This window comes from Sphaerisporangium perillae (assembly GCF_023276435.1).
Classification (GTDB): Bacteria; Actinomycetota; Actinomycetes; order Streptosporangiales; family Streptosporangiaceae; genus Sphaerisporangium; species Sphaerisporangium perillae.
The window spans coordinates 1-13,016 of the sequence record NZ_JALLPO010000041.1 but is presented as its reverse complement, the minus strand read 5'-3'; the positions used below and the strand labels follow the sequence as shown (position 1 = coordinate 13,016).

The window sequence follows — 13,016 nt, the reverse complement described above, 5'->3', positions numbered from 1 at the left end:
GATAACCCGTGGAAACCTCGTGGATGACCAGTGGATGAAGACCCCGGAAACTGGGGACGGCCTGTGTGCAACGCTCGTCCGTCCCCAGGCGCGGCCGGGAAACCCACCGCCCGCCCACAGGCGCGGTGGACAAAAAATCGGCGCTGAGCTGGGAAGACACCCGTCTTCCACAGTATCCACGCCCCCTAATGAGATGACCTGTATCTCTCTCTACTAAGAACTCAAGACCCATAGAAGGGTTCTCGCGGTGCTCCCGTGCGGGAGAGTGAACACTTGAATCAACGGCGGCCCAGCCGGGATGACGACCGCGATCAGGACACAGCACAGACAACAGGAGGCGGTTCCACGTGATGTTCCGTGTCGACCGAGACGTACTCGCAGAGGCGGTCGCGTGGACCGCACGCAGCCTGCCCGCCAGGCCGTCGGTGCCGGTGCTGGCCGGCATGAGGCTGGAGGTCACCGAGCAGCAGCAGCTCAAGCTCTCGGGCTTCGACTACGAGGTCTCCGCCGAGGTGACCCTGGAGCTGCAGACCGGCGACCCCGGTCTGGTGCTCGTCTCCGGGCGCCTGCTCGCCGAGATCACCCGCGCGCTTCCCTCACAGCCTGTGGACTTCGTGGTGGAGGGCGCCAAGGCCGTCGTCACCTGTGGAAGCGCTCGGTTCACCCTGCTGACGATGCCCGCCGAGGACTACCCCTCGCTGCCCACGATGCCGCCGGCCGCCGGCCGGGTCGGCAGCGACATCTTCTCCTCGGCCGTCGCACAGGTCGCCGTCGCGGCGGGCAAGGACGACACGCTGCCCATGCTCACCGGCGTCCGCATGGAGATCGAGGGCGACACCGTGACCCTCGCGGCGACCGACCGCTACCGCCTCGCCGTCCGCGAGCTGAAGTGGCAGCCCGACCAGCCCGACTTCTCGGCCATCGCGATGATCCCGGGCAGGACCCTGGCCGACACGGCCAAGTCGCTGACCACGGGCGCCGAGGTCGAGATCGCCCTCAGCTCCTCGGGCGGCACCGGCGAAGGCATGATCGGGTTCTCCAGCTCCGGGCGGCGCACCACCACCCGGCTGCTCGACCCGGAGTTCCCGAAGTACCGCTCGCTGCTGCCGACGGAGTTCTCCGCCCACGCCGACCTCACCACCTCGGCGTTCGTCGAGGCCGTCAAGCGCGTCGCGCTGGTGGCCGAGCGCAACACCCCGGTGCGCCTGGCCTTCCGCGGCGGCGAGGTCGTGCTCGAGGCCGGCAGCGGCGACGAGGCGCAGGCGGTCGAGGTGCTCCCGGTGGACTTCGACGGCGACGAGATCAACATCGCCTTCAACCACCAGTTCCTGCTCGAAGGGCTCGGCGCCATCGACTCCGACGTGGCCCGCCTGCAGTTCACCACCTCCACCAAGCCGGCCATCCTCACCGGCGGCAAGCCTGTGGACGACGGCGTCACGCCCGACTACCGGTACCTGATCATGCCCATCCGCCTGTCGAGCTAGGATCCGGTCGTCCACATCGATTGGACGGGGCGGGGCAGGGTACGGCGCGTGCGAGGCGTCGTCGATGATGGAGATCTTCACGAGGGGTGGCTGTGATGCAGATCGGCATGGTCGGGCTGGGCAAAATGGGCGGCAACATGGCGGAACGGCTGCGCCGCGCCGGCCATGACGTGGTCGGCTACGACCGTGACCCGAGGGCCAGCGACGTCGGCAGCCTCCGGGAGCTCGTCCAGCGGCTCCAAGCCCCCCGCGTGGTGTGGGTGATGGTGCCGGCCGGCGAGCCGACCAGGCTGACGATCGAGGAGCTCGGCAAGCTGCTTTCACCGGGCGACATCGTCGTCGACGGTGGCAACTCCCACTACCTGGACGACAAGAAGCACGCCGACCAGCTCGGCGCCCAGCAGATCGGCTTCGCCGACGTCGGCGTCAGCGGCGGGGTGTGGGGGCTGCAGAACGGCTATGCCTTGATGGTCGGCGGCGATCCCGAGTACGTCGACAGGCTGATGCCGATCTTCGAGTCGCTCAAGCCGGAGGGCGAGAACGGCTTCGTCCACGCGGGCACGGTCGGCGCGGGCCACTTCGCCAAGATGGTCCACAACGGCATCGAGTACGGCATCATGCAGTCCTTCGCCGAGGGCTGGGAGCTGCTGGAGGCCACCGACATCGTCACCGACGTGCCCGGCGCCTTCGCGAGCTGGCGCACCGGCACGGTGATCCGCTCGTGGCTGCTCGACCTGCTGGTCCGCGCGCTCAAGGACGACCCCGAGCTGTCGGAGCTCAAGGGCTACGCCGAGGACTCCGGAGAGGGCCGCTGGACGGTCCAGGCCGCCGTGGACCACGCCGTCCCGCTGCCGGCCATCACGGCCGCCCTGTACGCCCGCTTCTCCTCGCGCCAGGAGGACTCCCCCGCGATGAAGATGGTCGCCGCCCTGCGCAACCAGTTCGGCGGCCACGCCGTCGCCTCCGTCGAGGGACAGCACACCAAGGGCGCCGACGCGCCGGGCGCGGACGTGACGCCTCCCGTGGAGGCCCAGCGCTGATCGGTGGCGAGTGATGCTCGTTGTGCCGATGTTGTCGTAGGGGCCGACTAACCTTCGTGAGGTGCATGTCGCCCACCTGTCGCTGACCGACTTCCGGTCCTACTCCTCCGTGGAGCTGGCCCTGGAGCCGGGGGTGACGGCGTTCGTCGGCCCGAACGGGCAGGGCAAGACCAATCTGGTCGAGGCCCTGGGCTATGTGGCGACGCTCGGCAGCTTCCGGGTGGCCACCGACGCGCCGCTCGTGCGCCAGGGAGCCGCCAGGGCGATCATCCGTTCCGTGGTGGTCCGCGACGACCGGCGCGCCCTGGTCGAGCTCGAGATCAACCCTGGGCGGGCCAACCGCGCGCGGCTCAACCGCTCACCGGTGTCCCGGCCGCGCGACATCCTCGGCCTGCTCCGCACCGTGCTGTTCGCCCCTGAAGATCTCTCGCTCGTGAAGGGCGACCCCGCCGACCGGCGCAGGTTCCTGGACGACCTGCTGGTCGCGCGGGCGCCGCGCTTCGCCGGCGTGCGGGCCGACTACGAGCGGGTGCTCAAGCAGCGGGGCGCCCTCCTGCGCAGCGCCATGCAGGCGCGCCCCGGGCGGCGGCAGAGCTCCCGCCGGCAGGAGGCCGAGGCGGGCTTTTCGGCCGCGGGCGCCGGCGACGCGCTGAGCACGCTCGAGGTGTGGGACGCCCACCTGGCCCGCCACGGCGCCGAACTGCTCGCCGCGCGCCTGCAGTTGGTGACGGCCCTGCGCCCGCTCGTGGCGAAGGCGTACGCCCTCCTGGCGCCCTCGTCGGCCCCCGCCGACATCGAGTACCGCCACACCCTGTCCACAGGCCTGGCGGCGGCCCCTGAGGCCCCGGGCCCGGCATCCCACGAGCCGGCCACCGAGCCCTCCGCAGTGCTGGACGTGGCGGCCGCCGACCGATCGGTGCTGGAGGAGGCCCTTCGGGCGAGCCTGCTGGAGGTCAGGCAGGCGGAGCTCGAGCGCGGCGTGACGCTCGTCGGGCCGCACCGCGACGACCTGCTGCTGCGCCTCGGCGAGCTGCCCGCCCGGGGCTACGCCAGCCACGGCGAGTCCTGGTCGTTCGCCCTGTCGCTGCGCCTGGCCGCGTACGACCTGCTCAAGGCCGAGGGCGGCGACCCGGTGCTGATCCTGGACGACGTGTTCGCCGAGCTGGACGCCCGCAGGCGCCGCAGCCTGGCCGACATCGTGGCGCCCGCAGAGCAGGTCCTGATCACCGCGGCGGTGCCGGAGGACGTTCCGGCGCAGCTCGCGGGCGCCCGGTTCGATGTGGCGGAAGGGAGTGTCACACGTGTCAGGTGAGCCATCCGGAGTCCAGTCCCCCGACGGTGTCGCGGCGCGCGGCGCGGCCCTCGCGCGCGAGAAGCTCGCCCAGGCGAAGGCCGACGCGGCCAGGCGCGGGCAGCTGCCCCGGCGCGAGCCCCGCCGCCGATCGTCGCCCCGGCGTGATTCGGGCGATCCACAACTCTTCGGCCGGGCGATCCGCGACCTGCTCACCGACCGGGGGTGGGAGCAGCCCCTGGCGGTCGGCGGGGTCTTCGGGCGCTGGCACGAGATCGTCGGGCCCGATCTGGCCGCCCACACCAAACCCGAGACCTTCGCCGAGGGTGAGGTGCTGGTGGTCGCCGACTCCACGGCGTGGGCAACCCAGGTGCGCCTGCTAGCGTCGACCCTGGTCAGACGGCTGAACGAGGAGCTCGGCGACGGCACGGTCCGCCGGGTGAAGGTCCGGGGTCCGCAGAACGGCCCCCGTCCGTCAGGTGGGCTGCGCGTGACCGGCAGCCGGGGTCCGCGTGACACATACGGGTGAGGAGGGGGCTCACAGCTTCGTCCGGCCGGCGAAAGCGAGGTGCTCACCCCCGGTAAACCGATCAGAATCACGTTGGCGGCAGTGACCCCCATCCCCCGTGGGGGGATGCTCACAAGGGCGTCGGACGCCCGACAGGCCACCACAGCGGCCGTCAATGCCACCTGATGCGCTTCTGACCGGTAGAATGAAATCGGATTCCGGACACGTCCGCATGCGAGTCACCCCCGGCCGCGCGCCGATCTCCCACGGGTGGTCGCATCGAGGCACTCACGACGGTGACGGGCACGGCAGGGGCAGCCGCATCATGGTCTCTCCTGCCGCGTGTCCGCGGCAGGAGGATTTCGCACTTGTCCTACGACGCTAGCTCAATCACCGTTCTCGAAGGACTTGAGGCGGTTCGTAAGCGCCCTGGTATGTACATCGGCTCGACCGGAGAGCGTGGCCTCCACCACCTTGTGCAAGAGGTTGTGGACAACTCGGTCGACGAGGCACTCGCCGGATATGCCGACCACATCGAGGTCACGCTCCTCGCAGACAACAGCGTCCGGGTAGTGGACAACGGTCGTGGCATCCCTGTAGGCATCGTCCCCGGCGAAGAGCGTCCCGCCGTCGAGGTCGTCCTCACGGTGCTGCACGCCGGCGGCAAGTTCGACAGCAAGTCCTACGCCGTGTCCGGAGGCCTGCACGGTGTCGGCGTGTCGGTCGTCAACGCCCTGTCCTCACGGCTCGAGGTGGAGATCAGGACCGACGGCCACTACTGGCGGCAGTCCTACTCCGAGAGCAGGCCGACCGGTCCCCTGGTCAAGGGCGAGCCCACCGAGGAGACCGGCACCTCGATCACCTTCTGGGCCGATGGCACCATCTTCGAGACCACGACGTGGAACTTCGAGACCTTGTCCCGCCGGTTCCAGGAGATGGCCTTCCTCAACAAGGGGCTGACGATCGTCCTCCGCGACGAGCGGGAAGACCACGTCAACGGCGAGCCCCATGTGGTGACCTACCACTACGAGGGCGGCATCTCCGACTTCGTCAAGCACATCAACGCCAAGAAGGAGCCCGTCCACGGCTCGGTCATCGACTTCGAGGCCGAGGGCGAGGGCATCTCCGTCGAGATCGCGATGCAGTGGAACGCCTCCTACAGCGAGTCGGTCTACACCTTCGCCAACACGATCAACACGGCCGAGGGCGGCACCCACGAGGAGGGCTTCCGTGCGGCGCTGACGACGATCGTCAACCGCTACGCCCGGGAGCAGAAGTTCCTCAAGGAGGGCAAGGACGACAACCTCACCGGTGACGACATCCGTGAGGGCCTCACCGCGATCATCTCGGTGAAGCTGACCGACCCGCAGTTCGAGGGCCAGACCAAGACCAAGCTCGGCAACACCGAGGCCAAGTCGTTCGTGCAGAAAGCCTGCAACGACTCCCTGCGCGACTGGTTCGAGCGCAATCCGGGCGAGGCCAAGGAGATCCTCAACAAGTCTCTGCAGGCCTCTCGCGCCCGCATCGCCGCCCGCCAGGCCCGTGACCTCACCCGGCGCAAGTCGCTGCTGGAGGCCGGCTCAGGGCTGCCGGGCAAGCTCGCCGACTGCCAGTGGACCGAGCCCGAGAAGTGCGAGCTGTACATCGTCGAGGGCGACTCGGCGGGCGGCTCCGCCAAGGGCGGCCGGGACCCGAAGTTCCAGGCCATCCTCCCGATCCGCGGCAAGATCCTCAACGTCGAGAAGGCCCGCATCGACCGGGTGCTCAAGAACAACGAGGTCCAGGCGCTGATCACCGCCCTCGGCACCGGCGTGCACGCCGAGTTCGACATCGCCAAGCTCCGCTACCACAAGCTCATCCTGATGGCGGACGCCGACGTCGACGGTCAGCACATCACCACCCTGCTGCTGACGTTGCTCTTCCGCTTCATGCGGCCCCTGATCGAGGCCGGGCACGTCTACCTGTCGCAGCCCCCGCTGTACAAGATCAAGTGGGACAGGAAGGGCGAGGACGCCAGCTACGCCTACTCCGACCGTGAACGGGACGCCATCATCGACGCCGGCATCACGGCGGGCAGGCGCGACCCGCGCATGCACGACGGCGTTCAGCGCTTCAAGGGGCTGGGCGAGATGAACGCCTCCCAGCTCTGGGAGACCACCATGAACCCGGCGACCCGGGTTCTTCTTCAGGTCACCCTCGATGATGCCGCGCAAGCCGATGAGATGTTCACCGTGCTGATGGGCGAGGACGTCGAGGCGCGTAGATCCTTCATCATCAGAAACGCGCGGGATGTCCGATTCCTTGACGTGTAGCGGCAGCCGTACAGACTCATCTTCGAAAAGGACGTACCACCCGTGACGGAAGTGAACACCCCGCCAGGGCCTCCCGCTGACCGCATCGAGCCCGTCGACATCCAGTCCGAGATGCAGCGCAGCTACATGGACTACGCGATGTCGGTCATCGTGTCCCGGGCCCTGCCGGACGTGCGTGACGGTCTCAAGCCCGTGCACCGGCGTGTGCTCTACGCCATGTACGACGGCGGATACCGGCCCGACCGCGGATACTTCAAGTGCTCCCGCGTCGTCGGCGACGTGATGGGTTCCTACCACCCGCACGGCGACGCGTCGATCTATGACACGGTCGTACGGCTGGCACAGCCCTGGGCGCTGCGCTACACGCTGGTCGACGGCCAGGGCAACTTCGGCTCCCCGGGCAACGACCCGGCCGCCGCCATGCGGTACACCGAGTGCCGGCTCGCGCCGATCGCCATGGAGATGCTCCGTGACATCGACAAGGAGACCGTCGACTTCCAGCCCAACTACGACGGCCGCTCCCAGGAGCCGATGGTCCTGCCGTCGCGGTTCCCGAACCTCCTCGTCAACGGCTCGGCCGGCATCGCCGTCGGCATGGCGACCAACATCCCGCCGCACAACCTGCGCGAGGTGGCCGAGGGCGTCCGGTGGTGCCTCGAGAACCCGGAGGCCACCGACGAGGAGCTCCTCGAGGCGATGATCGCCCGGGTCAAGGGCCCCGACTTCCCCACCGGCGCGCTGATCGTCGGCCGGCGCGGCATCGACGACGCCTACCGCACCGGACGCGGCTCGATCACGATGCGGGCCATCGTCGAGGTCGAGGAGGACGCCAAGGGCCGGCAGTGCCTGGTCGTGACGGAGCTGCCGTACCAGGTCAACCCCGACAACCTCGCGCTGACCATCGCCGAGCTGGTCAAGGACGGCAAGGTCAACGGCATCGCCGACGTGCGCGACGAGACCTCCTCGCGCACCGGCCAGCGCCTGGTCATCGTGCTCAAGCGCGACGCCGTCGCCAAGGTGGTGCTGAACAACCTCTACAAGCACACCCAGCTGCAGACCACGTTCGGCGCCAACATGCTGGCGCTGGTCGACGGTGTGCCAAAGACACTGCGGCTCGACCAGTTCGTCAAGTTCTACGTCGCCCACCAGGTCGAGGTCGTCGTCCGGCGCACCCGCTACCTGCTGCGCAAGGCCGAAGAGCGCGCCCACATCCTGAGCGGCCTGCTCAAGGCCATGGACCGCATGGACGAGGTCATCGCGCTGATCCGCAGGTCGCCCTCGGCGGCGCAGGCGGTCGGCGGCCTGATCGAGCTGCTGGAGATCGACGAGATCCAGGCGCAGGCCATCCTCGACATGCAGCTGCGCAAGCTCGCCGCGCTCGAGCGTCAGCAGATCATCGACGAGTACGAATCGCTGATGACGCAGATCGCCGACTACCAGGCGATCCTGGCATCGGAGCCGAGGCAGCGGCAGATCGTCGCCGACGAGCTCAGCGACATCGTCGGCAAGTACGGCGACGAGCGCAAGACCGAGATCATCGCCTACGACGGTGACATGTCCATCGAGGACCTCATCGCCGAAGAGGACATGGTCGTCACGATCACCCGTGGCGGCTACGCGAAGCGCACCAAGACCGACCTGTACCGCGCGCAGAAGCGCGGCGGCAAGGGCGTGCGCGGCGCGCAGCTGCGCCAGGACGACATCGTCGAGCACTTCTTCGTCACGACGACCCACCACTGGCTGCTGTTCTTCACCAACAAGGGCCGCGTCTACCGCATCAAGGCGTACGAGCTGCCCGACGCCGGCCGCGACGCGCGCGGCCAGCACCTGGCGAACCTTCTGGCGATGCAGCCGGACGAGCACGTCATGGAGGTCCTCGACCTCCGCGACTACCAGGTCTCCCCCTACCTGGTCCTCGCGACCCGCAGTGGCCTGGTGAAGAAGACCCGGCTGTCGGAGTACGACTCCCCCAGGTCCGGTGGTCTGATCGCCATCAACCTCCGCGAGGACGACGAGGTGATCGCCGCCCGGCTGGTCTCCGAGGAGGACGATCTCCTGCTGATCTCCCGTGGCGCGAAGTCCATCCGCTTCACCGCCTCCGACGAGGCCCTGCGCCCGATGGGCCGCGCCACCAGCGGCGTCATCGGCATGCGGTTCCTCGACGGCGACGAGTTGCTGGCGATGAATGTCGTCAGCGATGGCGCGGATGTGCTTATCGCGACCGAAGGTGGGTATGCGAAACGGACACCTTCGGATCAATATCCTGTTCAAGGCAGAGGCGGGCAAGGTGTACTGACTGCGAAGATTGTTAGTGCCCGTGGCAAGCTGGTCGGAGCAGTCATGGTGAGCCCTGAGGATGAGGTGTTCGCGATCACCTCGGCTGGTGGGGTGATCCGGACCAGTGCGGGTGAGATCAAGCAGTCCGGCCGCCAGACCATGGGAGTGCGCCTGATGAACCTCTCGGATGGAGACAGCGTGGTTGCCCTCGCCCGCAACGCCGAAGCGCTGGACACCGAGGACAGCGGGGGAGATGACGAGGAATGAGCCCTCAGGCCAACTCCGGTGATCCCGGTGGTCCCGGCAAATCATCCGGTACGTCGTCGAACCGTAAGCGAGGCGCGCCCAAGGGGACCCGCCCGGCCTCCTCGGTAAACTCTTCGACACGCAACCAGGTGACGGAGAGCGTGAACTCCTCGGAAAGTACGGGCAAGGTCCGTTCCCCGGCGGACCAGAGTGATGACAGGGTTGTGGTCGTGTCCAGTGACGACGACGCGGCGGCTCCCGCCGGAGGCGGCGACAGCGGAGACGCGACCCTGCGCATCCGCTCCTCGTCCGTCCCCGACAACTCTTGGTCGCCCTCTGCCGACGGCCAGGGTGCGGGCCCGACCAGGCCCTCTCCCAAGCCACCCGCCTCCGCTCCCTCGCCGGCGACGCCGGCGAGGCCCGGCACCTCCGCCAGGCCCGTGCCCAGTGGCGCACCGGGGCCCTCCGGGGCGCCCGGCGCCCCGCCGCGGCTCGGTCCCGGCTCCGGTCCTGCTTCGGGCTCCGGCCCAGGTGCCGGCGCCGCTACCGGGTCCCGTCCCGCGGCGGCGCCGAAGCCCGCGCCCAATGCCCAGTCCCGGCAGGGAGGGTTCGGAGCCGTTTCGGCACTGGCGACCCCCGAGCCGGTCGTCGGGCGTCCCGAGCAGCGCGACAGGCCCGCGTCGCCCAAGGCGCCCCGCAAGGCCCATCTGGTGCTCCGCAGGGTCGAGCCCTGGTCGGCGATGAAGTTCAGCTTCGTCGTCTCGCTGGTCTGCTTCGTGGTGCTCTTCGTGGCCGTCGCGGTCCTGTACGGCGTGCTGTCGGCGCTCGGTGTCTTCGACTCCATCGTGAACACCGTGACGCAGCTCACCGTGCCCGATGGCAAGACGACCAGTGGCATCGACATCAAGTCCTGGTTCGAGCCGGTGCGCATCCTCGGGTACACCGCCCTGCTCGGCGCGGTGAACGTCGTGCTCATCACCGCGCTCTCCACGCTCGGGGCCGTCATCTACAACGTCGCCTCCGACCTGGTCGGCGGCGTCGAGGTGACCTTCAGCGAGGCCGAATAAGGACGCCCAAGCGGCCGGACCACGCCGGAACTCGAGACGCCGTTGAGGACCCCGGCCGCACGCGTCGTACGGCTTCGGGCGCGCGTGTCGGGTCACCCGGAGCGGACGATAACGGGGCGAACCATTGGCGCGGGCGGGCGCAGAGCACGGTAAGCTTTTCCCTGTCGGTGAGACGGTTCGCTTCCGCTCCGCGGAAGCGATAGTCTTGCCTCCGCCACCCGGCGGGGCTATAGCTCAGACGGTTAGAGCGCTTCCCTGATAAGGAAGAGGTCCCAGGTTCAAGTCCTGGTAGCCCCACCACTAAGTACCTGCACAAAGGCCGCTGCCCATGATCGGGAAGCGGCCTTTGTGATCTTCTGAGTGACTACGCTCCCCTGCTCTCGTGAGGGAAGATGCGGTCCATCGCTTCGGGCGTATAAACGTCCCATGACGCCGAACGAGCGGTTGCGCTCTGCCATGGTCAGCAAAGGGCTCACCACCAGGGAACTCGCCGCGTCCACCGGAGTGGACGTGTAGACCGTGGAACGGTGGCTCAGCACCGGACGCACCCCGCACCGCTCCATCGCCTACGGGGCACCGGTCTACCATTTGCGCCGTGCAGGTCAGGGTGGCCTGTTCGATTCCTACGCCCAGAGCTTCGAGGCCGTCTGGGACTGCTCACGCCCAGCGCCGGAGGAGTGACGATGGCCCGCACTGAGTACTACGACGACCCACAGGCCCCCACACCCAACAGTCTCGTAGTCGGGGTCTCCGCCGTCGTGACCGACGAGCACGGCCGCATCCTCATGCAACGACGCAGAGACAACAACCTGTGGGCGCTCCCCGGAGAAGGCATGGACCTCACCGAGTCCGTACCGCAGGCAGCGATCCGCGAGGTCAAAGAGGAGACCGGCTACGACATCGAGATCACCGGCATGGTCGGCCTCTACACCGACGCTCGCCACATCATCGCCTACACCGACGGGGAGGTTCGCCGGCAGTTCAACATCTGCCTCACCGCGGGCAAGGTCGGAGGCAGACTGACGATCAGCGACGAGTCCACAGAGGTCCGATGGGTAGCTAGTGACGAGCTGAACGATCTCGACATGCACCACACGCAGCAGCTACGGCTACGCCACTACTTAGAAGGCCGCTCGAGCCCGTACATAGGCTGATGTCCCTGGTCAGCAAGCAGCGAAGCGGGACGCTCACCCGTATTTCGCTCGCCAGCAGCCATTCTGGCTGGCTAGCCTGTGCTCAAGGGGTAAGCAGATCTGCTCGGAGGCGACCCATGAGGCGTAGGAGCCCGCAGGAGAAGAAGCGGCTGAGCTACGCCAAGGATCGCCGTAATGACTATGGCGAGAACGACAAGAGTTCTCGTAAGAACATTCCCCGGAACAAGAGGGCACCCCATCGGGCCAACCGGCACCGCGCGGCCCAGGTACTCGAAGCGGCCAGAGGCGCTGTGGACGAAGTCGCCGAGGCGGCCGTGGAAGAGCGCCTGCTGAGCAGGCGGCCGAAGTCCTGGAAGAAGTACTCCGATGCCCCTCTTGGAGAAGTCGTGCAGCAAACCCTCGCCAGGCGCATGTGGCTCGGGATCGAAAGCCGGGAACGAGGCGAAGCGCGTATACAGCGCATACGTCGGCGACTACGGCAGCTCGGAATCCACTCGTGAGCAACCTCACCGGTCTGGCGCCTATCGAGCACTTAGTGCTGGAGGAAGCGGACACGGACGCCCTGTTATGGGAGCTTGCGGCGACCTTGACGCACAACGGGACCCAAGATGAGCGCATCGAAGCAGTGCCGCTTCTTGCTGATGCGCTTATGTCTCTGGCAGGCTACGGCCTGGTGGAGGTGCACACCTTTCCTGCGTGGCCTACCGATCCGAACGAGGCTGTCCTCATCCCGCTCGATCAGCTTGCCCAGATAGTTCGTGAGATGGACAACTGGCTATGGCGTGACGAGTTCACCGCGCTGATCGTCGTCACCCTGACTGATGCCGGCGGTGCGTGGCTGTGATGGTATGGCCGAGGAATGCGGTGGGCCTGCCGGGTGCCGGGTGAGTGACGAACTGAGTGACAACGGGGGCGCACACCGCCGGACTTGCATGAACGTTCCGGGAAAGTTCTCGCAGCTCAGCGCCTACAGCAGTAACCGAATGCTGATCATTGCCTGATAAGGAAGAGGTCCCAGGTTCAAGTCCTGGTAGCCCCACCACTAAGTACCTGCACAAAGGCCGCTCCCGGTGATCGGGAAGCGGCCTTTTTTGCCATGGTCAGCAAAGGGCTCACCACCAGGGAACTCGCCGCGTCCACCTGAGTGGACGTGTAGACCGTGGAACGGTGGCTCAGCACCGGACGCACCCCGCACCGCTCCATCGCCTACGGGGCACCGGTCTACCATTTGCGCCGTGCAGGTCAGGGTGGCCTGTTCGATTCCTACGCCCAGAGCTTCGAGGCCGTCTGGGACTGCTCACGCCCAGCGCCGGAGGAGTGACGATGGCCCGCACTGAGTACTACGACGACCCACAGGCCCCCACACCCAACAGTCTCGTAGTCGGGGTCTCCGCCGTCGTGACCGACGAGCACGGCCGCATCCTCATGCAACGACGCAGAGACAACAACCTGTGGGCGCTCCCCGGAGAAGGCATGGACCTCACCGAGTCCGTACCGCAGGCAGCGATCCGCGAGGTCAAAGAGGAGACCGGCTACGACATCGAGATCACCGGCATGGTCGGCCTCTACACCGACGCTCGCCACATCATCGCCTACACCGACGGGGAGGTTCGCCGGCAGTTCAACATCTGCCTCAC

Annotated in this window: 10 protein-coding genes and 1 tRNA gene; all 11 read left to right on the top strand. The window is 67.7% G+C overall.

Annotation, left to right across the window (positions count from 1 at the left end; all coding sequences use genetic code 11):
- The first annotated feature begins 347 nt into the window (after positions 1-347).
- Complete coding sequence (dnaN, locus tag MYF83_RS32785) at positions 348-1,484, top strand: DNA polymerase III subunit beta (RefSeq protein ID WP_248964636.1); 1,137 nt, start codon at positions 348-350, stop codon at positions 1,482-1,484.
- Positions 1,485-1,576: 92 nt separating this feature from the next.
- Complete coding sequence (gnd, locus tag MYF83_RS32780; protein ID WP_372500313.1) at positions 1,577-2,524, top strand: phosphogluconate dehydrogenase (NAD(+)-dependent, decarboxylating); 948 nt, start codon at positions 1,577-1,579, stop codon at positions 2,522-2,524.
- 61 nt (positions 2,525-2,585) lie between these two features.
- Positions 2,586-3,836, top strand: a complete 1,251-nt coding sequence (gene recF / locus MYF83_RS32775; protein WP_248964634.1) for a DNA replication/repair protein RecF — start codon at positions 2,586-2,588, stop codon at positions 3,834-3,836.
- Positions 3,826-4,344 (top strand): DciA family protein, encoded by a 519-nt coding sequence (locus tag MYF83_RS32770; protein WP_248964633.1) that lies wholly within the window; start codon positions 3,826-3,828, stop codon positions 4,342-4,344. The genes recF and MYF83_RS32770 overlap by 11 nt, the downstream gene beginning before the upstream one ends.
- Positions 4,345-4,691: 347 nt before the next feature.
- A complete protein-coding gene (gene gyrB / locus MYF83_RS32765) occupies positions 4,692-6,635 on the top strand; it encodes a DNA topoisomerase (ATP-hydrolyzing) subunit B (protein ID WP_248964632.1) in 1,944 nt (647 codons plus the stop codon).
- 42 nt (positions 6,636-6,677) lie between these two features.
- Complete coding sequence (gene gyrA, locus MYF83_RS32760) at positions 6,678-9,179, top strand: DNA gyrase subunit A (RefSeq protein WP_308201536.1); 2,502 nt, start codon at positions 6,678-6,680, stop codon at positions 9,177-9,179.
- 209 nt (positions 9,180-9,388) lie between these two features.
- On the top strand, positions 9,389-10,225 hold the full coding sequence (locus MYF83_RS32755; RefSeq protein ID WP_248964631.1) for a DUF3566 domain-containing protein: 837 nt from the start codon (positions 9,389-9,391) through the stop codon (positions 10,223-10,225).
- 223 nt (positions 10,226-10,448) lie between these two features.
- Positions 10,449-10,525 (top strand) — tRNA-Ile (locus MYF83_RS32750).
- Between the two features lie 383 nt (positions 10,526-10,908).
- Positions 10,909-11,379, top strand: coding sequence for an NUDIX hydrolase (locus MYF83_RS32745; RefSeq protein WP_248964630.1), 471 nt, complete (start codon positions 10,909-10,911; stop codon positions 11,377-11,379).
- A 496-nt stretch (positions 11,380-11,875) separates the two neighbouring features.
- On the top strand, positions 11,876-12,223 hold the full coding sequence (locus MYF83_RS32740; protein WP_248964629.1) for a hypothetical protein: 348 nt from the start codon (positions 11,876-11,878) through the stop codon (positions 12,221-12,223).
- Positions 12,224-12,702: 479 nt separating this feature from the next.
- The coding region (locus MYF83_RS32735; RefSeq protein WP_248964628.1) for an NUDIX domain-containing protein at positions 12,703-13,016 on the top strand (314 nt) is incomplete at its 3' end.

What these genes read in the sequence shown, in the direction of transcription:
- MYF83_RS32745 (WP_248964630.1), top strand. Translation starts at nt 10,909, where the DNA reads ATGGCCCGCACTGAGTACTACGACGACCCACAGGCCCCCACACCCAAC.